This window comes from Janthinobacterium breve (assembly GCF_051380895.1).
GTDB lineage: Bacteria > Pseudomonadota > Gammaproteobacteria > Burkholderiales > Burkholderiaceae_D > Janthinobacterium.
Map to the genome: position 1 here is coordinate 271,521 of NZ_JBNYXY010000003.1, position 20,811 is coordinate 292,331.

22 protein-coding genes are annotated in these 20,811 nt (G+C 59.5%); 8 read left to right on the top strand and 14 right to left on the bottom strand.

The features are described from left to right. Nucleotides 1–58: 58 nt before the first annotated feature. Nucleotides 59–838 carry an IclR family transcriptional regulator gene (locus tag ACQ4W0_RS06655; RefSeq protein ID WP_046685991.1) on the top strand — a complete coding sequence of 260 codons (780 nt, stop codon included), beginning with the start codon at nt 59–61 and terminating at the stop codon, nt 836–838. A gap of 33 nt (nt 839–871) precedes the next feature. Here ACQ4W0_RS06655 and ACQ4W0_RS06660 read toward each other — a convergent pair whose 3' ends face one another. From ACQ4W0_RS06660 to ACQ4W0_RS06670, 3 genes are all read right to left on the bottom strand, one after another. Continuing rightward, nucleotides 872–1,945 carry a serine hydrolase gene (locus tag ACQ4W0_RS06660; protein WP_436576038.1) on the bottom strand — a complete coding sequence of 358 codons (1,074 nt, stop codon included), beginning with the start codon at nt 1,943–1,945 and terminating at the stop codon, nt 872–874. 177 nt (nt 1,946–2,122) lie between these two features. Beyond that, a complete protein-coding gene (locus ACQ4W0_RS06665) occupies nt 2,123–2,842 on the bottom strand; it encodes a nitroreductase (protein WP_436576039.1) in 720 nt (239 codons plus the stop codon). Between the two features lie 21 nt (nt 2,843–2,863). Beyond that, entirely contained in the window at nt 2,864–3,790 is a 927-nt protein-coding gene (locus tag ACQ4W0_RS06670; RefSeq protein ID WP_436576040.1) for a DMT family transporter, read from the bottom strand. 350 nt (nt 3,791–4,140) lie between these two features. Between ACQ4W0_RS06670 and ACQ4W0_RS06675 the strand changes: the two genes are divergently transcribed. Continuing rightward, nucleotides 4,141–4,704: a phasin family protein gene (locus tag ACQ4W0_RS06675; protein ID WP_436576041.1), complete on the top strand. Its 564-nt coding sequence runs from the start codon at nt 4,141–4,143 to the stop codon at nt 4,702–4,704. Between the two features lie 133 nt (nt 4,705–4,837). Here the strand turns inward: ACQ4W0_RS06675 and ACQ4W0_RS06680 are convergent, their stop codons facing one another. From ACQ4W0_RS06680 to ACQ4W0_RS06705, 6 genes are all read right to left on the bottom strand, one after another. Beyond that, nucleotides 4,838–5,560, bottom strand: a complete 723-nt coding sequence (locus ACQ4W0_RS06680) for an ABC transporter ATP-binding protein (RefSeq protein WP_436576275.1) — start codon at nt 5,558–5,560, stop codon at nt 4,838–4,840. Nucleotides 5,561–5,571: 11 nt separating this feature from the next. Further along, nucleotides 5,572–6,345 (bottom strand): ABC transporter ATP-binding protein, encoded by a 774-nt coding sequence (locus ACQ4W0_RS06685; protein WP_436576042.1) that lies wholly within the window; start codon nt 6,343–6,345, stop codon nt 5,572–5,574. A 16-nt stretch (nt 6,346–6,361) separates the two neighbouring features. Beyond that, a complete protein-coding gene (locus tag ACQ4W0_RS06690; protein WP_436576043.1) occupies nt 6,362–7,579 on the bottom strand; it encodes an ABC transporter permease subunit in 1,218 nt (405 codons plus the stop codon). Between the two features lie 21 nt (nt 7,580–7,600). Next, entirely contained in the window at nt 7,601–8,530 is a 930-nt protein-coding gene (locus ACQ4W0_RS06695) for a branched-chain amino acid ABC transporter permease (RefSeq protein ID WP_436576044.1), read from the bottom strand. A gap of 297 nt (nt 8,531–8,827) precedes the next feature. Continuing rightward, entirely contained in the window at nt 8,828–9,775 is a 948-nt protein-coding gene (gene ispH, locus ACQ4W0_RS06700; protein WP_436576045.1) for a 4-hydroxy-3-methylbut-2-enyl diphosphate reductase, read from the bottom strand. Between the two features lie 10 nt (nt 9,776–9,785). Then, nucleotides 9,786–10,241 (bottom strand): FKBP-type peptidyl-prolyl cis-trans isomerase, encoded by a 456-nt coding sequence (locus ACQ4W0_RS06705; protein WP_070224501.1) that lies wholly within the window; start codon nt 10,239–10,241, stop codon nt 9,786–9,788. Between the two features lie 121 nt (nt 10,242–10,362). On the opposite strand from ACQ4W0_RS06705, the gene radC reads away from it, so the two are divergent. The 3 genes from radC (at nt 10,363) to rpmG (ending at nt 11,722) form a co-directional block, all read left to right on the top strand. Further along, entirely contained in the window at nt 10,363–11,037 is a 675-nt protein-coding gene (radC, locus tag ACQ4W0_RS06710; RefSeq protein WP_436576046.1) for a RadC family protein, read from the top strand. A gap of 258 nt (nt 11,038–11,295) precedes the next feature. Further along, nucleotides 11,296–11,532 (top strand): 50S ribosomal protein L28, encoded by a 237-nt coding sequence (rpmB, locus tag ACQ4W0_RS06715; RefSeq protein ID WP_010400928.1) that lies wholly within the window; start codon nt 11,296–11,298, stop codon nt 11,530–11,532. 22 nt (nt 11,533–11,554) lie between these two features. Beyond that, on the top strand, nt 11,555–11,722 hold the full coding sequence (gene rpmG / locus ACQ4W0_RS06720) for a 50S ribosomal protein L33 (protein ID WP_010400929.1): 168 nt from the start codon (nt 11,555–11,557) through the stop codon (nt 11,720–11,722). A gap of 135 nt (nt 11,723–11,857) precedes the next feature. Here the strand turns inward: rpmG and ACQ4W0_RS06725 are convergent, their stop codons facing one another. From ACQ4W0_RS06725 to ACQ4W0_RS06745, 5 genes are all read right to left on the bottom strand, one after another. Continuing rightward, nucleotides 11,858–13,027: a DesA family fatty acid desaturase gene (locus tag ACQ4W0_RS06725; protein ID WP_436576047.1), complete on the bottom strand. Its 1,170-nt coding sequence runs from the start codon at nt 13,025–13,027 to the stop codon at nt 11,858–11,860. A gap of 171 nt (nt 13,028–13,198) precedes the next feature. Then, nucleotides 13,199–14,638: a mechanosensitive ion channel family protein gene (locus ACQ4W0_RS06730; protein WP_436576048.1), complete on the bottom strand. Its 1,440-nt coding sequence runs from the start codon at nt 14,636–14,638 to the stop codon at nt 13,199–13,201. 29 nt (nt 14,639–14,667) lie between these two features. Continuing rightward, on the bottom strand, nt 14,668–15,987 hold the full coding sequence (locus ACQ4W0_RS06735; RefSeq protein ID WP_436576049.1) for an RsmB/NOP family class I SAM-dependent RNA methyltransferase: 1,320 nt from the start codon (nt 15,985–15,987) through the stop codon (nt 14,668–14,670). 21 nt (nt 15,988–16,008) lie between these two features. Continuing rightward, nucleotides 16,009–16,617, bottom strand: a complete 609-nt coding sequence (gene purN / locus ACQ4W0_RS06740) for a phosphoribosylglycinamide formyltransferase (RefSeq protein ID WP_436576050.1) — start codon at nt 16,615–16,617, stop codon at nt 16,009–16,011. Nucleotides 16,618–16,773: 156 nt separating this feature from the next. Continuing rightward, nucleotides 16,774–17,172 (bottom strand): barstar family protein, encoded by a 399-nt coding sequence (locus ACQ4W0_RS06745; protein WP_102120630.1) that lies wholly within the window; start codon nt 17,170–17,172, stop codon nt 16,774–16,776. Nucleotides 17,173–17,573: 401 nt separating this feature from the next. On the opposite strand from ACQ4W0_RS06745, the gene ACQ4W0_RS06750 reads away from it, so the two are divergent. The 3 genes from ACQ4W0_RS06750 to ACQ4W0_RS06760 all read left to right on the top strand — a co-directional run bounded on the left by ACQ4W0_RS06750 (nt 17,574) and on the right by ACQ4W0_RS06760 (nt 20,771). Next, a complete protein-coding gene (locus tag ACQ4W0_RS06750; protein WP_034785134.1) occupies nt 17,574–18,086 on the top strand; it encodes a glycine zipper 2TM domain-containing protein in 513 nt (170 codons plus the stop codon). A 97-nt stretch (nt 18,087–18,183) separates the two neighbouring features. After that, the gene (locus ACQ4W0_RS06755; RefSeq protein ID WP_436576051.1) at nt 18,184–18,972 is read left to right on the top strand and encodes a class I SAM-dependent methyltransferase; all 789 of its coding nucleotides are present in this window, start codon (nt 18,184–18,186) and stop codon (nt 18,970–18,972) included. Nucleotides 18,973–19,019: 47 nt separating this feature from the next. Next, nucleotides 19,020–20,771: a GspE/PulE family protein gene (locus ACQ4W0_RS06760; protein ID WP_436576052.1), complete on the top strand. Its 1,752-nt coding sequence runs from the start codon at nt 19,020–19,022 to the stop codon at nt 20,769–20,771. Nucleotides 20,772–20,811 lie beyond the last annotated feature (40 nt).

Below are 20,811 nucleotides of genomic sequence, written 5' to 3' on the forward strand. Positions count from 1 at the left end.
CTATTTTTTCACATCATGGTATAAAGAAGAATGAATACTGCATTGCACCAAATCCATCATGAAAATTGAACCGGTCGCTGCCCCGAAGACGACGATCCAGGTGATCGAACGCATGGTCGCCCTGCTCGATGCCCTGGCCAAATATTCCGACCCGGTCAGCCTGAAGGAATTGTCCAAGGTTTCCGGCTTGCACCCCTCGACGGCCCACCGCATCCTCAACGACATGGTGCTGACGCGCTTTGTCGACCGCATCGAACCGGGCACGTACCGCCTGGGCATGCGCCTGCTGGAACTGGGCAATGTGGTGAAAAGCCGCCTCAGCGTACGCGAAGCGGCGCTGGACTTCATGCGCCAGCTGCACAAGAAAACCCAGCAAACCATCAACCTGTCCGTGCGCCAGGGCGACGAGATCGTCTACATCGACCGCGCCTTTTCCGAGCGCTCGGGCATGCAAGTGGTGCGCGCCATCGGTGGCCGCGGCCCGCTGCACCTGACCTCGACAGGTAAATTGTTCCTCTCCGTGGATGAGCCGAAGGCCATCCGCGCGTATGCCACGCGCACGGGCTTGGCCGGGCACAACAAGAATTCCATCACGGATCTGCAAAAACTCGAGCGCGAGCTGAGCCTGGTGCGCGAGCGCGGCTATGCGCGTGACAATGAAGAGCTGGAGCTGGGCGTGCGCTGCATGGCCGCCGGCATCCGCGACGATTCTGGCAAGCTGATCGCCGGCCTGTCGATTTCCGCCCCGGCCGACCGCCTGCAGGATGAGTGGCTGGTCGATCTGGTGGAAACGGCGAACCAGATTTCCGTGACCTTGGGATTTATACCCCAAGACTAAAGATACAGGGCAGCAACGCCGCCCGGTACATTCTTAACCGCCAGGCAGGCTCATGTTGGCAGGTTTGAGGGCTTCCAGCCACTTGCGCATGCGTCCCGCATCGGCCGTGCGCGACTGTTTCCCCTTGGAATCAAGGAAAACCATGATCACGGCCCGTCCTTCGATGACGGCCTGCATCATCAAACAACGTCCCGCCTCATTGATAAAACCCGTCTTTTGCAAGCCGATTTCCCAGCCGGGATTGGCCACCAGGTGATTCGTATTGCCAAACTGCATGGGCTGACCGCTGGCTTCGACGATGGCTTTCGGGTCCGTCGAGTACTGGCGCAGCAGCGGATGGCGGAAGGCGGCCATGGCCAGCTTGCCCAGGTCGCGCGCGCTGGCCACGTTCATTTTCGACAATCCGCTGGAATCGACGTAATGCGTATCGAGCATGCCCAGCTGGCGCGCCTTGCTGTTCATGGCGTCGACAAAGGCCGGCAAGCCGCCCGGATAATTGCGGCCCAGCGCCGAGGCGGCGCGGTTTTCCGAGCTCATCAGGGCGATATGCAGCATATTGGTGCGCGTCAATTGTGCGCCCACCTTCAGGCGTGAGCTGCTGAACTTGGCGCGGTCGACGTCTTCGTCCGTGATCGTCAGCAATTCATCCATGTCCTGGCGCGCTTCGACCACCACCAGACCCGTCATCATCTTGGTGATGGAGGCGATGGGCAGGGCCACATTGGAATTCTTTTCAAACAGCACTTCCGAATTGGCCTGGTCCAGCACCAGCGCCACGCTCGATTTGAGGTCGAGCGGATCGCGCGTGAGATTCAGGCCCGCCAAGTCGCCCATGGTGGGCATCGGTGCGGCCATGGGCACGGCCACGCTGCTGACTTTTTGATAGATGACCTTGCGTTTGCCGCGCACCATGACGACCCGGCGCACGGTCTTTTCGCGCGGTGCGGCCGTCGCGCCCTTGCGCAGCACGACTTTGACTTTCTTGGTGTTGTGTTTCTTGGAGGCTGAGGATTTGCCGTTCGCTTCCTTGGCGTGCACGGCCGCAGCCGGCGCCAACGCAAACAGCAGGGAAGCCAGGACACCCAGCGCAAGTTTAAACTTAGCCATTCGATAATTCCCCGTGAAGCTGTTGCCTTATTGCAGTGTAGCGAAATGCAGAGTAATCGCAAGCCTATTTAACAGTTGGGACAGTATTTATTGCAGCAACGAAATACAAATCGTTGGCGATCAGCAAACAACCTCATCCTTAATCGACTGTTTTCTTGTGCAAATCGCTGGCAATGTCTATTTGTCCATGAATTTAACAAAGCCGGCCAGCGGCTCGCGTTCCGTGTTCAGGCGGTTCTCGATCTTGTCCGGGTCGGCATAGCCGAGCGCCATGCCGCACACCACCATTTCGCTGGCCGGCACGCCCAGTTCCTCACGGATGATGTCATGGTAGTGGATGAAGGCCGCTTGCGGGCACGTATCGAGTCCCCGCGCGCGCGCTGCCAGCATGATGTTTTGCAAGAACATGCCATAGTCGAGCCAGGAACCCTGTTCCAGTACCCGTTCGATGGTAAAGATCAGGCCGACGGGCGCATCGAAAAACTGGAAATTGCGTCCATGCTGGGCCGCCATGCCGGCCGTGTCGCCCCGCTCCAGGCCCAGCAGCTGGTACAGGTCCAGGCCGATCTTGCGGCGGCGCTCGATGAACGGCGCCGTCCACTGGCGCGGGTAATAGATATACGACGCCGTGCGCGCGGGCGCATCGGGCGTCTTGGGTGCGGCATAGGCGTCGAGGATGCGGCGCGACAGGCGCAGGCGCGCATCGCCCGACAGCACATACACTTTCCACGGCTGCATGTTGGCGCCCGAAGGCGCGCGCGCCGCCACTTCCAGGATGCGCGCGATATCGTCCTGCGCCACCGGCGTGGGCAGGAAGGCGCGGATCGAACGGCGCGACACAATGACGGCGTCCACGGCGTGCTGCGTCGACGGTGTTTCAGATGCTTGCTTGCTCACTGCATTGCTCTCCCGCTCTATCTATTTCTTGACCACAAACACCACGCCGACCACGGCCACCAGCATGCCCGCGATGCCCAGCATATTAAATGCTTCGCCAAACATCAGCCAGGCCATCACGGCCGTCGTGGGTGGGGTCAGGTACAGCAAGCCCGTCACTTTCGTGGCATCGCTGCGGCGGATCAGGGCAAACAGCAGGAAGATGGCGCCGATGGATAGCACAAGTACCGACCACAGCAAGGCGCCTATGAAATTCGCCGTCCATTGCACACTGCTGAAATGCCAATCCAGTCCTTCGTAATACAGGGCAAACGGCAACACCACCACGATAGAGGCGGCAAACTGCACCACTGTGCCGGTGCGCAAGTCGAATTGGGGACAGTGGCGTTTTTGGTACATGGTGCCGGCCGTCATTGACAGCAGCGCGAACACGCACAGCAGCACGCTTTCTACGGTCAGACCCACGAGGTTGATCTTGGCATACACGACCAGGGCCACGCCCAGCAAGCCAAAGAACAGGCCCAGCCACTGGCGCGGACGCACGGATTCGCCGATCAGGGGCGCGGCGCACGCCGTCAGCACGGGCTGCATGCCCACGATCAACGCAGACAGGCCGGCCGGCATGCCCAGTTTGATGGCGCACCAGACGCCGGCCAGGTAGCCGGCCTGCATCAGGATGCCGGCCACGGCGATCTGGCGGAACTGTCCCACGGGCCACGGCGCGCGCAATAGCAACACCAGCGGCAGCAGGATCACCAGCACGCCCAGGAAGCGCAGCAACAGGAAGGTCAGCGGCGGCGCGTACGGCAGGCCGAACTTGGCGACAATAAAACCTGTGCTCCATAACAACACGAAGAAGCCGGGCAAGACCATCGGCGCCAGGGTCGTCAAGAAAGGGGCTTTGGGGGCTTTGCCGCTGGTGCCAGCCGCGGCGGGAAGATTGGACATGGTATCAACTCGGGAAACGGGATCGGCACCAGGGCGCTAGGCCAGTGCGGGAGACAAAGTCTAGCATGCTGCGCCGCGATCGTCCCTGCCGCCCTTGGAAACGATAGTTTAAGCACAAACTATTGACACGTAGAAATCAAATATTTCTCTTTAGAAACAATGACTTTTGATGTAAATCTATTCAATTGTTGCATCGCACAAGAATCGCTTGACTTCGTTTTTTTTCACCGTAGAATAGGGTTTGTTGCGTTGCACAATTCTTGTTCAGCTTGAAAATTTAGATTCACCTGCTTTCCCAAACGGTACACGCAGCATCAAATTAACCAGATTTCGATTTTTTGGAGATTTATATGTTTTCAATTCCTGAGCAATTTTCGTCCGCTACCAAAACCAACCTGGAAGCCCAATTCGCCCTTTTCTCGTCGCTGACGGGCAAAGCCTTCGAAGGCATCGAAAAGATCGTCGAACTGAACCTGACCGCTGCCAAGGCAACGCTGGAAGAATCGACGGCCGCCGCCAAGCAATTGCTGTCGGCAAAAGATCCACAAGAATTCTTCTCGCTGAGCGCTGCTCAAGCCCAGCCTAGCGCCGAAAAAGCCATCGCTTACGGTCGTCACCTGGCTGCCATCACGTCCGGCACGCAAGCAGAGTTCAGCAAAGCAGCTGAATCGCAAATCGCTGAAACCAACCGCAAAGTCCTGTCGCTGGTGGAAGAAGTGACCAAGAACGCGCCAGCCGGTTCCGAAAACGCCGTCGCCATCCTGAAAAGCGCCATCGGCAATGCCAATGCAGGCTACGAGCAATTCTCGAAAACCAGCAAGCAAGCCGTCGAAGCCATCGAAGCGAACCTGACGTCGGCCGTGAACCAGTTCACGCAAGCGGCTGAAAAAGCTGTTCCGCGCACGGCCAAGTAATTCTGGCGCGACCGCTCCGGCGGTCCGCTGTTACCAGCTCCTCCAGGCATCCATCCCGCACTTCCCCAACGGATGCCATTATGCCCCAGCCTAGCTGGGGCATTTTTTATGCCTGAACACTTCCTGAACGTGATTACTCGCCCAGATACGCCGCCTTCACGCGCGGGTCATCGAGCATGGCGGCCGCGTTGCCGCCCATGGTGACCAGCCCGGAATCCATCACATAACCGCGGTGCGCCGCTTGCAGGGCCAGGCGGGCATTCTGTTCGACCAGCAAAATCGTGATGCCTTCGGACGACACCTTGCGGATCACCTCGAAGATTTTTTCCACCATGATGGGAGACAAGCCCATCGATGGCTCATCGAGCAGCAACAGCTTCGGATGGCTCATCAGCGCGCGCGCCATGGCCAGCATCTGCTGCTCGCCCCCCGACAGGGTGCCGGCCATCTGCGCCGCCCGCTCCTTCAGGCGGGGAAACACGTCAAACCAGCGGGCAATGTCATCCTCGACACCCACCTTGTCCGTGCGCGTGTAAGCGCCCATCATGAGGTTTTCGCGGATCGACATGCGGGTAAACACACCCCGCCCTTCCGGCACCATGGCCAGTTTCCTTTCCACCAGGTGAAACGATTTCGTGCCCTTGAGCGACTCGCCCAGGTAGCTGATCGTCCCCTCGACCTTGCAGGCGGGCAAGGTTCCCGTGATGGCTTTCAAGGTCGTCGTCTTGCCGGCGCCGTTTGCGCCGATCAGGGCGATCAGCTCGCCCTCGTTGACTTCCAGGTCGATGCCTTTCACCGCCTTGATGCCGCCGTAGGCCACATGCAGGCCCGCCACTTTCAATACATTCTGGTTCAATCCCTTGTTACTCATGCGTGCGATCCCCCCAGGTAAGCCTCGATGACGGCCTGGTTTTGTTGTATTTCGGCCGGCAAGCCTTCCGCGATGCGCTTGCCATATTCGAGCACCGTGATGCGGTCGCACAGTCCCATCATCAGTTTCACGTCGTGCTCGATCAACAGCACGGTCTTGCCTTCGGCCTTGATTTTCACCAACAACTCGCGCAGGGCCAGCTTTTCCGTCGCATTCATGCCGGCCGCCGGCTCATCGAGGGCCAGCAGGGTGGGATCGGTAGCCAGCGCGCGGGCAATTTCCAGGCGCCGCTGGTCGCCATACGACAAAAACCGCGCCGTGCGGTTGGCGAACTGGGCGATACCAACGAAATCGAGCAGCTCCATGGCCCGCCGGCGGATGGACGCCTCTTCCTCGCGCGCCGCCTTGTGGCGGAAGATGGCGCCGAACACGCCCTGGTGCGAGCGCACATGGCGCCCCACCATGACGTTTTCCAGCGCCGTCATGTCGCCAAACAGACGGATGTTCTGGAAGGTACGCGCGATGCCCGCCTTGGCCACCTTGTGCGGCGCGGACGGCGAATACGGCTTGCCGGCCAGCTCGAAGGTGCCCGTGTCGGGCTGGTACAGACCCGTGATGACATTGAAAAAGGTGGTCTTGCCGGCACCGTTCGGACCGATCAAGCCGTAAATCTGCCCTTGCCGGATGGTAATGCCCACGTCGGTCAGCGCCTGCAGGCCGCCGAAACGCTTATTCACGCCGGCAATATTAAGAATGATCTGTTCGCTCATACTATCCATCCCTCCCTTAAGCGGACACGACGCCGGTGGGTTTATTCGGCTGGTCCACATCGTGGTCGGGCCGGTCCTCGTGCTTCGGCGATGGCCACAGGCCGGCGGGACGGTTGAGCATGATCAAGACCATGGCCAGGCCGTACAGCAACTGGCGCAGCACTTCCGCCTCGATCACCACGTGGCCGAACAGCGCCTGCTGGGCCGGTTCCACCACGTGGCGCAGCACTTCGGGTATCGAGGCGAGGATCACGCCGCCAAGGATCACGCCGGGGATATGGCCGATGCCGCCTAGCACTACCATGGCCAGCACGGCGATCGATTCCGTCAGCGAGAACGATTCGGGCGAGACAAAGCCCTGGAACGAGGCAAACATGGCACCGGCCACGCCGCCAAACGAGGCGCCCATGGAAAAGGCCAGCAGTTTGACGTTGCGCGTGTTGATGCCCATGGCTTTCGCGGCAATCTCGTCTTCGCGGATGGCCACCCAGGCGCGGCCCAGGCGCGAATGCTGCAGGCGCTTGGTGACGAACACGACGGCGATGCATAGGAAGAGGAACAAAAAGTAATAGGCATTTACGGACGGCATGGAAAAGCCACCGACCACGACGGTGCTGTTGGTACCCGCCTCGCCCGCCAGGTTGACGCCGAAGATGCGGATGGGATCGATCAAATTGATGCCTTGCGGCCCATTCGTGAAATTGATGGGATCGTTCAAATTGTTCATGAAGATACGGATGATCTCGCCAAAACCCAGGGTCACGATGGCCAGATAGTCGCCGCGCAGTTTCAGCGTCGGTGCGCCCAGCAAGGCGCCGAACAGGCCAGCCACGGCCGCGGCCAGCGGCACGATGAGCCAGATCGACAGATGGATGCCGTTTTCGCGGATTTCCGGCCCCATCAGCTGTACCAGAGTTTCCCCCAGCACCGGATATTGATTCACCACCGATTCGAGCAGGATGGCGAACTGGGGCGACGCCAGCAAGGCCGTCAGGTACGCCCCCACGGCATAGAAGGCGATGTAGCCCAGGTCAAGCAGGCCGGCAAAGCCGACGACGATGTTCAGGCCCAGGGCCAGCATGATGTACAGCAAGGCCATGTCGATGATGCGCACCCACGAGTTGCCGAACTGGGCGGCAAAAAACGGGAATACCATCAGCAGCGCGGCCAGGCCCAGCATGCCGGCGTAGGCCTTGGCGGGATTCTTTTTTGCGTCGAAATCGAGTAATGCCATGATTAATCTCCCAGTTTCACATCAGGCACGGTCGGCCACTCGTTCGCCCATGATGCCGGACGGGCGCAGGGTCAGCACGATGATCAGCACGACGAAGGCAAAGATATCCTGGTAGTGACTGCCGAGGAAACCACCGGTGAAATAGGCGATATACCCGGCACCGAGGCTCTCGATGAGGCCCAGCAGGATGCCGCCCAGCATGGCGCCATAGATATTGCCGATGCCGCCCAGCACGGCCGCGCAAAAGGCCTTCAAGCCGGGGATGGCGCCCATGGAAAATTGAATGGACGCATAATTGGCGCCCCACATCACACCCGCCACGGCCGCCAGCGCGGCGCCGATGGCAAAGGTGGCGACGATGACCTTGTCGGAATCGACGCCCATCAGTCCCGCTACGCGGGGGTTTTCCGCCGTGGCGCGCATGGCGCGGCCCATTTTCGTTTTTTCCACCAGCAACACCAATCCGCCCATCGACAGGGCAGCCAGGGCCAGCAGCAATACTTGCGTTTGCGAAATCACGGCGCCGCCTATGTTGATGGGGTCGGTCGACAGCAATTGGGGAAAGGGCAAGGGATTGCGCGTCCAGATCATCATGGCAAAGGTTTGCAGCAGGATGGAGACGCCGATGGCGGTAATCAGGGGGGCGAGGCGGGGGGCGTTGCGCAGGCGGCGGTAGGCGACCCGCTCGATGATGATGTTGACCAGAATACAGATGGGTATGGCGCCGAGGATGGCGGTGGCCAGTTTCAGGTAGCCGGGCCAGTCCGGTACATAAATGCCCAGCAGCTTGAGGATGGTCAAGCCCACCATGGCGCCGATCATGAGCACATCGCCGTGGGCGAAGTTGATCAGGTTCAAGACGCCGTACACCATCGTGTAACCGAGGGCGACTAAGGCGTACATGCTGCCAAGCACCAAGCCGTTGATGATTTGCTGGATGAATGTATCCATGATTGCCCTATCAAATATGCATTTTTCGGGAACAACTTCCGCCAGAACATGGGTCGCTGATACAAAAACGGCACCGGAGGAAGAATTCCTGCAGTGCCATCCCTGGACCGTTCTCACCAGCATGGTGCACGCACTCAAAACGGGCGTGACCTTGCTTAGTCATAACGACAACATATTCAAGCTTGAGGCAATCATAACGATCTTTTGTAAAAACTAAGCTTGGAATAAACCAATCATTTCCGAATTAAATTCGGTTTTGAGGTGACTATTTCACCGATACTCACTCGCCATACCGACTCAGGCGACGTCGCGCTTGATACCGTCGAGGCCTTTCGGCATCGGGAACGTGACGGCCTCCTGCACGCCGTCAAGCGGGCGCACGCTCTTCACGCCGCACTCTTTCAGGCGGTCGATGACGGCTTGCACCAGCACCTCGGGCGCCGAGGCGCCAGCCGTCACACCCACGCGCAGCTTGCCTTCCAGCCAGGCGGGGTCGATCTGCGATGCATTGTCGACCATGTAGGCAGGCGTGCCCATCTTATCGGCCACTTCGCGCAAGCGGTTCGAATTCGAGCTGTTCGGGCTGCCCACGACGATCACCACTTCCACTTGCGGCGCCATGAATTTCACGGCTTCCTGGCGGTTGGTGGTGGCGTAGCAAATGTCGCCTTTTTTCGGTTCGGCAATATTCGGATATTTCGCTTTCAAGGCCGCAATAATGTCGCTAGTGTCGTCAACTGACAACGTTGTTTGCGAAACATAGGCCAGGCTGTCCGGATTGGCAACCTGCAATGCCGCCACATCGTCGAGCGTTTCCACCAGATGCATGCCCATGTCGGCCTGGCCCATCGTGCCTTCCACCTCGGGATGGCCATCGTGGCCGATCATGATGATCTCGCGGCCTTCGCGGCGCATCTTGCCCACTTCCATGTGTACCTTGGTGACCAGCGGGCAAGTCGCATCAAAAATGCTCAGGCCGCGCGATTCCGCCTCGGCGCGCACGGCTTTCGACACGCCATGGGCGGAAAACACGAGCGTGTTGCCAGCAGGCACGTCATCGAGGTCATCGATGAAGATGGCGCCCTTGTTGCGCAAGTCGGCCACCACATAGGCGTTGTGGACGATTTCATGGCGCACATAGATCGGTGCACCAAATTGCTGCAAGGCACGCTCGACGATTTCAATCGCCCGATCGACGCCAGCGCAGAAACCGCGGGGCTGGGCCAGTAACAGTTCTTTATCCATCGCTATTCCTTCACAGCACCGAAATGAGCTTGACTTCAAAGCGCAGCGGCTGGCCGGCCAACGGATGATTGAAGTCGAACAGGGCCGAGTCCTCGCGCATTTCGCGCAGCACGCCGGCAAAGCGACCGCCGCCCGGCGCGGCGAAGTCGACCAGGTCGCCGATCTTGTAGTCGGCGCCCGGCACCGAGTTCTCGTCCAGCGTGGCGCGCGAAACCGACTGCACCAGCTCGGGATTGCGCTCGCCAAAGCCTTCGCCGGCGGCCAGCTCGAACGTCTGGTGCGTGCCTTCAGGCAAGCCCAGCAGGCGCTGCTCGAGGAATGGCGCCAGCTGGCCCTGTCCCAGCATCAAGGTAGCAGGATTTCCGCTGAAGGTAGTGACAATATCAGTACCGTCAACAGTAGCAAGACGATAATGCAGGGTGAGATAAGCCGCTTCGGTGACGACTGCTGGTTGCTCGTTGGACATAGTGAGTTTTCAAGTAGCTGATGCAAAACGATATTGTAAGCCACACTGGCCGCGCCTGCCCCATGGCTTCGTCAAAGAAGACCATGCTGGGGCACGCGCCGGTGACAAACAGGAGAACAGTATGGGCATCAAGGATTGGCCGGCCCGCGAACGGCCGCGCGAGCGTTTGATCGAGGATGGCGCGCAATCGCTGTCGGATGCGGAATTGCTGGCCGTTTTTCTACGCACGGGCGTGCGCGGCAAGAGCGCGGTGGAGCTGGCGCGCGACACGGTGGAACACTTCGGCTCCTTGCGGGGTCTGTTCGGCGCCAGCCTCGTGAGTTTTTCCGCCGTGCATGGCATGGGCAGTGCCAAGTTTGCCCAACTGCAAGCGGTAATGGAACTGGCGCGACGCGCCATCATCGAGGACTTGCAGACGGGCCAGGCGCTCAATTCGCCGCACGCCGTCAAAGACTATTTACGCCTGACCCTGGGCAACCTGGCGCACGAAGCGTTTCATGTGTTGTTTTTGGACGTCAAGAACCGCCTGATCACGACCCAGGAAATGTTTCGCGGCACCCTCACCCACACCAGCGTGTACCCGCGCGAAGTGGTCAAGCAGGCGCTGCTGCACAACGCGGCCAGCGTGATGCTGGCCCACAACCACCCGTCCGGCACGCCGGAACCAAGCGAATCGGATTTATTACTGACGCGCGCGCTGGTGCAGGCCTTGTCGCTGGTGGACGTGCGCATCCTCGACCATTTCGTCGTGGCCGGGCGGCAAGTGCATTCGTTTGCGGAACACGGCCAGATCTAGCGCAGACGCGGCATGACAGCGGCCAATTATCAGTTAACCATGTGTAAACAAGGACATACGTGACCACACCAAGGCGCTTATCTAACAGTAAACAGCGCTGTTTACCAGTGCTTTCCCCTATGAAGAAGGGCAAAAGTCAAATTGTTAAATTATTTCAATACAACATGACACAATTGTTTTTCGCAAGTCATTGATAAATCTGCTTATTTTGGATATACTCTCGTTTTTCCAATTTGGAATATCTTTAAGGAGTGCGCCATGGCACGTGTTTGCCAAGTCACTGGGAAGAAGCCGATGGTCGGCAACAATGTTTCCCATGCAAACAACAAAACCAAACGTCGTTTTTTGCCTAACTTGCAGAATCGTCGTATTTTTGTTGAATCTGAAAACCGCTGGGTCTCCCTGCGTTTGTCCAACGCCGGTCTGCGCGTCATCGATAAAGTCGGCATCGACGCCGTATTGGTCGATATGCGCGCTCGTGGCGAAAAAGTCTAATTAGCAGAATAAGGGAGCTATCATGGCAAAATCAGGCCGCGACAAAATCAAGTTAGAATCGACCGCCGGTACGGGTCACTTCTACACGACTACCAAAAACAAGCGTACGACGCCTGCGAAAATGGAGATCATGAAATTTGATCCTAAAGCACGCAAGCACGTAACGTACAAAGAAACCAAAATCAAGTAATTGATATTGTGTTCTGTAAAAAGAGCCGCTCCGATGAGCGGTTTTTTTTCGCCCTGATTTTTACGCCGCCCTCCCCCCTTTGCCAAGGCGAAAAAAAGGCCCTGGAAACCAGGGCCTTGATATGCAGCAGCTTACTTATGCATAACTGCGCAGGCGTAACGAGAAATCCTGCAGCGACTGGATGCCCGATGCTTCGGCGCGCGTGCACCAGTCTTGCAGCTTCTGCAGCAATTGCTCGCGCGTAAAGTGGGAACGCTCCCAGATGGCGCCCAGTTCCACGCGCATGTGGTGCATGGTTTCCAGCGCCTTGCTGTGCTGGAACAATTCCGACAGCTGCTCGTGATGCGCATCGGCCAGTTTGCCCGGCTCGCGCTGCATCAGCTTGCGCGACGACTTGAGGAAGCGCTTTTCCAGTTCGGCCTTGTTCTTCAGGTGTTCCAGCTCTTCCTTCCAGGCATGCTTGATCGATTTCGCATACTTGGCCATCACGTCATAGCGGTTGGCGATGACCGATTGCAAGGTCTCGAAGTCCGCTTCCAGCTTGCCGTGCGAGAACTTCGGTTCTGGCGCCAGCTTTTTCACCTTGGCCAGGCCCAGCATTTCCAGCGCGCGGATATACGCCCAGCCGATATCGATTTCATACCATTTCGACGACAGCTTGGCCGACGTCGCATACGTATGGTGATTGTTATGCAACTCTTCGCCGCCGATCAGGATGCCGAAGGGAATAATGTTGGTGGCCGCGTCGGCGCAGTCATAGTTGCGGTAACCCCAGTAGTGGCCGATGCCGTTGATGATGCCCGCTGCCGTGATGGGTATCCACATCATTTGCACGGCCCACACGGAAATGCCGATCACGCCGAACAACACGAAATTGATGACAAACAGCGACACCACGCCCAGCCAGCTGTATTTGGTGTACAGATTGCGTTCGATCCAGTCCGTCGGCGTGCCGTGACCGTACTTGGCCATGGTTTCCATGTTCTTCGATTCAGCGCGATACAGCTCGGCGCCTTCCCAGAAGACTTTCTTGATGCCGCGCGTCACGGGGCTGTGCGGATCTTCTTCCGTATCGCACTTGGCGTGGTGCTTGCGGTGGATGGCCGCCCATTCCTTGGTGACCTGGCCCGTCGTCAGCCACAGCCAGAAACGGAAGAAATGGCTGGGGATCGCGTGCAATTCCAGCGCCCGGTGGGCCTGGTGGCGATGCAGGTAAATCGTGACGCTGGCGATCGTGATGTGCGTGACCACCATGGTGTACAGGAAAACTTGCCATGCGGACAAATCGGTAATACCAGTTGCCATGAACTGCAAAACGTCGTGTAAAACGGAACTCAATGTCATTACTACTACTCCAAGTGGACAGGCATGCGCACGGTCGCTCCAGTGACTCTGGAGGTCCGGCAGAGTTAATTTTAGGCGTAATTGTACGCCCTAATGGGTGCTATCAGGCAAAATCGGAGGCAGGCAGCGAGGTTAAGGCTGGGTGCCGGATGGCGCGGACTCACCCTCTGCCGCGCCCGCAAGCGGGGCAGGAGGCGTACCAACAATACGCAATTCGCGTTGCGGAAACGGTACAGTGACCTTATGTTCCTGCAAGGTGCGCCAGATGGCGCGGTTCACATTCGACTTCACGCCGCCCGTGCCGTTTTCCGGATCCGCGATCCAGAAGCCGATCTGCACGTCCAGGCCATCGGCGCCGAAACGCACGAGGGTGGCCGATGGCGCATTGCTCTGCGACACACGCGGCACCTTGGCTGTCGCCGCTTCCAGCAAGGGAAAGATGACATCGAGATCCGTTTCATAGCCCAACGATACGGCCGTCGACAGCCAGACCATGCGATTACTCAGCGACATGTTCTGCACGCCACCGGAAATCAGCATTTCATTCGGCACGATGGATTCAACCCCATCGCCACCCAACAACACAGTATAGCGCGTATTGATTTGCGTGACTTTGCCCGTGAACTGGCCGACAGTGATCATGTCGCCGATGGTCAGGCTACGGTCGAGCAGGATGATGAAGCCGGACACAAAGTTCGCGGCGATCTTTTGCAAGCCAAAGCCCAGCGCCACGCCGAATGCGCCGCCAAACACGGACAGCACCGTCAGGTCGATGCCCACCAGCGACAGGCTGATCAGCACGGAGACGAGGATCAGCACGGCGCGCCCCATGCGCGACAACACCACGCGCAAGGAGGTGTGCAGACCCTGCATTTTCATCAGGCGCTCGTCGAGCGAGGTGCCGGCCCACATGGCCAGCACCAGCAGCACGGCCACCGAAATAGCGGCTTGCAAGATGGCAGCCACGGAGACCTTGTTGCGTCCCAGCGGCACGACGATGCTTTCCAGGAAGGCATGCAGTTCCGGCCACAGGCCCGTGATATACAGGGCCATGCCGGCCCACACCACGACCGTGAAGATCTTTTCCAACAGCAACATGGTCGGGCTGATATCGCCATGGCGGGCAAAAATGCGGCGCAGCACATAAAAACCGAAGCGCACCAGCGCCATTGAGGTGCACAGGGGAATGGCAATACTGAGCAAATTCACCGACTGGAACTTGGCCAGGAAATGTTGCGCAATGCCCAGCAGCATGGCCGCCAACACGGGCGTCAGGATGCGGATGAAACTGTCCGTGCGCTGCAAGGTTTCCGGCGTAGCCGGGACAGCGGCCGCTTCCGCCCGCTGGTGCAGGAATTCGCGCAACTGCCGCACCAGCAACCAGCTCAGGGCCAGGCAAGCGACGATGACCAATGCCTGCCACAGGATGGCCGGTTGACGGAAATCATTAACAAAATCAGTGATCAGGTTGAGCAGCGGGGTTTCGTTCATGGCAGATGGGGGCTGGAAGGTGGGACGGATGGGCGGTGTGCCCATGCCGCCAGGCGGGCTGGCGGCATTGAAAGCGGCCACTGCAGGTGCAGCGGCCGCCCGGGACTAGCTTACTCGGCTTGTTCAGCGTCAACGTCGTCGGCCGGTTTCTCATCGGCGTAGACTTTTTTCGGCATGATCTTGCGCTCGAACACGGCAGCGAAGAAGCCGTCGGTCTGGTGCAGGTGCGGCAACAATTTCAGGTAGTCGCCCATTTCCAGCTCGATCTTCTGTTCAGCCAGCACCTTGCTCATCGGCACCAGGGTGAAGTCCGGATGGGCGGCCAGGAATTGCTCGGCGATAAAATCGTTTTCTTCGTTCAGGAAGCTGCAGGTGGCGTACACCAGACGGCCGCCGCCCTTGACCAGACGCGCCGCGCCGGCCAGGATGGCCGCCTGCTTGGCTTGCAGCTCGACGATGGAGTTCGGCTGCTGGCGCCATTTCACGTCCGGATTGCGACGCAGGGTGCCCAGGCCGCTGCACGGGGCATCGACCAGCACGCGGTCGATCTTGCCGGCCAGGCGCTTGATCTTGGCATCGCGCTCATGCGCGATCTGCACCGGATGCACGTTCGACAGGCCGCTGCGGGCCATGCGCGGCTTCAGCTTGGCCAAACGCTTTTCCGACACGTCAAACGCATACAAACGGCCCGTGTTGCGCATCAGCGCGCCCAATGCGAGAGTCTTGCCACCCGCGCCGGCACAGAAATCGACCACCATCTCGCCGCGCTTGGCGCCGACGATCTGCGACAGGATCTGGCTGCCTTCATCTTGCACTTCGATGGCGCCGCTCTGGAACAAAGGCATGTTTTGCAGCGAAGGCTTCTTGAGCACGCGCAAACCCAGCGGCGCATAAGGCGTCGGCGTGCTGAGGATCGGTGCTTCGGCCAGGGCCAGCATCACGTCTTCACGCGTGGCCTTGAGCGAATTGACGCGCAAGTCCAGCGGCGCCGGCGCGTTCAGCGCATCGGTCAGCTTCATGGTTTCCGCTTCGCCGAACTGGGCGATCAGCTTGTCGAACAACCAGGTCGGCATGTTGGCGCGCATGTTCGCCGGCATCAGGCTGCGGTCGATCTGCGTGATGCGTTCCAGCCATTCGACTTCTTCTTCCGTCAAGCCGCCCAGGGAGTCGGCGCCGACAGCTTCGGCCAGGCCGAGGATGGTCAGGCGGCGCATGGTCGGGCCACTGCCCGCTTCGGCGAAATCGGTAAAGAACGATTTGTTGCGCAGCACGGCATAAATGCCTTCGGCGATGGCGCCGCGTTCGCGCGAACCGAGGCGCGGATGGTCGCGGAAATAGCGCGACAGGGTGGTGTCGGCCGGGGCCGTGAAACGTAAAATTTCGCGCAATACTTCTTCAGCATTGGCAAGTATCGCTGGTGGCAATCTCATTGTTATTCTTCCTGTAATATTTTATTGAGGGTCCACGCGGACCTGGCCATGCTCGACTGACAGTTTATCGTCAATGAACAGGCGGATGGCGCGCGGGTAAAGCAGATGTTCCTGTACCAGCACGCGCGCCGATAAGCTGTCTTCTGTGTCGCCTGGCAAGACGGGGACTTGGGCGCTCGCCACGGCCGGGCCATGATCGAGCTCGGCAGTTACGAAATGCACGGTCGCGCCGTGTTCCGTCACACCCGCCTCGAGCGCCTGGCGGTGCGTCGCCATGCCCGGGAACAGCGGCAGCAGCGACGGATGAATGTTGAGCATGCGCCCCGCGTAATGCTCGACGAAGGGCGCCGTCAGGATGCGCATGAAACCGGCCAGCACGACCAGGTCGGGGGCGAAGCCGTCGATCACGGCTTGCAGCGCCGCATCAAACTGCTCGCGGCTGGCATAATCCTTATTGGCAACGACTGCCGTCGCTATTCCATGTTCCGCGGCAAAAACCAGTCCCTGGGCGTCGGCCCTGTTACTGATGACGGCAACAATACGGGCAGGCCATTGCTCGGCTTGCGCCGCGCGTACAACCGCTTCCATGTTGCTGCCGCGTCCGGAAATGAGGATAACGATATTTTTCATAGCGCGCATTGTACCCGCTATGGCGATGCGAATCTAGAAAGGCCGGTATTATTGTTGCGGCGCAACATAAGCGCCGGAGCGCCGCAGCCGCCCGGCGCTGCCGATTGCCATCTGCATGCGAGGCCGGTTTTACGGCGCCACGGCAAGAGTAAGTATTTACTCGAACGAATAGAAGACGCGGAACGGCACTTTCTTCTCGGCCCAGTAGTCGGCCGCGTCGCGAAACACGTCGAGCAGGATCTCGCGTGCTTCCTTGTCGAATTTTTGCGTATTTGGCAATTGCTCAAGCACCACCAGGAAGCCCGTTTGCGTGCCGGCCTTGTGCATGGTGTCCGTCAGGCACAGGCGCAGGGCATCAAAATTCTTCGCCAGGTTTTTCGGAAACAGGAATGCTTCTGCAATAATGCCGATGACTTGTTGTTTGGTCTGTCCAGCGTTGCAATGCGCATATAAAAAGTGCTGCCCGAGACGAACCGCCTCGTCTTGTAATTCGGTCACGCGAAAGGCACGGATGGACTGGACAAGGTTGGGCGGCACGGTTAGTAACAAACTCATTTTTCCCTCAAATCGACCTGTTATGTATGGATTTTTTCTAGCTGCTCTTCTTATTGCATCCCCGCACGCGGGTCAATGCGCACGCGGTGATTCGATCTGTATCAACTTTTATGCGATTCAGTGCGATTTTATCTAAGCCATACGCGTATTAGGGTAACGTGTTGTCCTGTATGAATCAACCCGAATATGATGTCAAACGCAAGATTTGTTACAAACCGCTGGTTTCAAGTCACTTCAACATCTTGTATCGATTGAAAGTGCATGTTACAGACTGTGGGGCAAGGGGCTTGGGCTGTTACATTTTGTTGCCATGCGAAACACTTGCCCCGGTCTGGCGGGATTACTATAGTCCCAAGTTGTAAAAAATACCCTGAAAGATTCTCTACATAATGAGGTTAGAAATGAACTTGCAAGCCAAATTGATGATGTCAGCCCTTTGTATCGGCGCATTGCCACTCGCCCAGGCTGCCGACTTTGAAGATTTCGGCAAAGTCGTGCGCGTCGTGCCGCAAGTGGAACAGATCAATCGTCCACGCCAGGAATGCCGTACGGAATACGTGCAAGTGCAGGCGCCGCCGCAGCAGCGCAGCGCTGGCGGCTCCATCGTCGGCGGTATCGCCGGCGCCCTGCTCGGTAGCCAGGTCGGTGGCGGCAATGGCCGCACGGCCGCCGCTGCCGCTGGCGCGATTGCCGGCGCCGTCGTCGGCGACCGTGTCGACAACCAGAACAACTATCAGGGCGGCATGCAGGAACAAGCCGTCAAGCAATGCCGCCAGGTCGACCACTGGGAATCGCGCAACAATGGCTACCAGGTCACCTACGACTACCGCGGCCGCAACTACACGAGCATCATGTCCTATGATCCGGGCGAACGCATCCGTCTGCGTGTATCGATCGAGCCAGCGCAACAGTAAGCGCGACAACCGGTCCGTAGCATGCCAGCCCCAGCGGCTGGCATTTTTTATGGCGCCCCGGCACGGGCTATAATGCGGCACACTTTCAGGCCGCCTTATGCTTATCAAACGAAAATCCATCGAACAAGTCGAATCCTCGCGCCCCGCGCGCAAGCCCCGCTATGCCCCTGTCACCCTGTCCGAAATGGATGGCGTGCGCTATTTGCATTTCGGCACGGAATGGGTGCAGGGCGCCATGCGCATCCGCAAGCCGGACTGGCCGGAACTCGAATACGCGCAGCAAATGATGGCGTGGATGCTGTGGATCGAGCAACCGCAGCGCCTCGCCCAGCTGGGCCTGGGCACGGGAGCGCTGAGCAAGTTCTGCTACCGCCAGTTCCCGCAGGCGCAAGTGGAAGCCATTGAACTCAATCCCTCCGTCATCACCATCTGCGCCTCGATGTTCAAGCTGCCGCCCAACGACGAGCGCCTGCACGTGCGCGAGATGGATGCGCTCGACTACGTCAACGATGATGCCAACCACGGCACCCTGGACGCCCTGCAGGTGGACCTGTACGACGCCACGGCGCGCGGTCCCGTGCTCGACAGCGCGGATTTTTATTCCGCCTGCTGCGCCTGCCTGGCGCCGCACGGCATCATGACGGTCAACCTGTTTGGCGACCACCCCAGCTACGCGAAGAACATCAAGGCGATGAAGTTTGCGTTTGCACAGGTGATCTGCCTGCCGGAAGTCCATGATGGGAACGTGGTGGCGATCGCTTTCAAGACGAAAGTGGCACTCGATGCCGAAGCGCAAGCGGCCCTGCTGGAACGGGCCAAGCAGATCGTCGCCGAGACCAAGCTGCCCGCCAAGACCTGGGTCAAGGGCATCGTCAGTACCCTGTAAGCGCCGGCACACCCACGCAAGGCCGGCAGCCCTGAAAGGCACCGGCCATGCCCGCTTCCCCTCCTTGCAACACGCCGCTGCAACTGCCACAACTGCTGGCCTGGCTGCAGGAAGACGGCTTGCTCGACGCGGCGCAAGCGGCCGCCATCGTCGCCCAGGCCGCCCTGCTGCCAGTGCCGGCCTTGCATCCGCTGTGCAACATCGCCCACGGCGCGCTGACGCTCGACACCCTGTGCGCGTGGCTGGCACAACGGGCCGGCCTGCCGCACATGCGCATCGATCCCTTGCACATTGATTTCAGCCAGGTGGCCGACGTCATGACGGCCGGCTATGCGGCCCGCTTCAACATCCTGCCCGTGGAAAGCACGCTTGAGCGCATCGTCATCGCCACCGCCCAGCCCTATGCGCTCACTTGGCAGGCGCAGCTGGGGAACCTGGCGCCACGCAAGCTGAGCCTGGTCATCGCCAATCCGCTGCACATCGCCGACGCCATCGCGCAATTTTTCAGCCTGGCCAGTTCCGTCAAGGTGGCCCGGCAAGCGTCCACGCAAGACCTGGCGCTGCGCCACAATTTCGAACAGCTGGTGGAACTGGGACGCAACAAGAGCAGCCTCGACGCCAACGACCAGCACGTGGTGCGCATCGTCGACTGGCTGTGGCAATACGCGTTTTCCCAGCGCGCGTCCGACATCCACCTGGAGCCGAAACGCGACGCTGGCCTCGTGCGCCTGCGCATCGACGGCCGGCTGCACCAAGCCTATCAATTACCGCCCGTGGTATTGCTGGCCATGACGGCGCGCATCAAGTTGCTCGGGCGCATGGACGTGGTGGAAAAGCGCCGCCCCCAGGATGGCCGCATCAAGACGCGCAATGCGCAGGGCCAGGAAATCGAGCTGCGCCTGTCCACCTTGCCCACGGCCTTCGGCGAAAAGCTCGTCATGCGCATCTTTGATCCCGAGATCGCCGTCAGGAGCCTGTTTGATCTGGGATTCCCTCCCGCGGACGCCGAACGCTGGCGCCAGCTGACGGCGCGCACGCACGGCATCGTGCTGGTAACCGGTCCCACCGGTTCGGGCAAGACCAGCACCCTGTACAGCACCTTGAAGGCGCTGGCCGGCAGCGAAGTCAATGTATGCACGGTGGAAGACCCCATTGAAATGGTCGAACCGGCCTTCAACCAGATGCAGGTGCAAACCCAGGCCGGCATCGAACTGTCGTTTGCCGATGGCGTGCGGGCGCTGATGCGGCAAGATCCCGACATCATCATGGTGGGAGAAATCCGCGACCTGGCCACGGCCGAAATGGCCATCCAGGCGGCGCTGACGGGCCACCTGGTGCTGTCGACCCTGCATACCAACGACGCGCCCTCGGCCGTCATGCGCCTGCTGGAACTGGGCTTGCCTGCCTATCTGCTGGAAGCGTGCCTGATCGGCGTGCTGGCGCAGCGCCTGCTGCGCTGCCTGTGCCCGGGCTGCAAGCAGCTGGACGCCGCCACAGGCGAGGCATCATGGCAGCGCCTGACGGGCGGCCAGCTGGAACGGCCGGAGGCCATGTACCGCCCGGTCGGCTGCGCCCAGTGCCGGCACAGCGGCTACCTGGGACGTGCCGGTATTTATGAACTGCTGAGCGTGACGGAAACGTTCGGCCAGCTGGTCAAGGCGGGCGCCGACCTGCACGTGCTGCGCCGCCAGAGCATTCTCGACGGCATGACGCCGCTGCGCATCGCCGGCGCGCGCAAGATCATCGACGGCACGACCAGCATCGACGAAGTGCTGAAGATCACGGCAGCCCTGCATTAGCTGGCCTGCACTTTCTCGCAGGAATGCTTTGCATTATTTT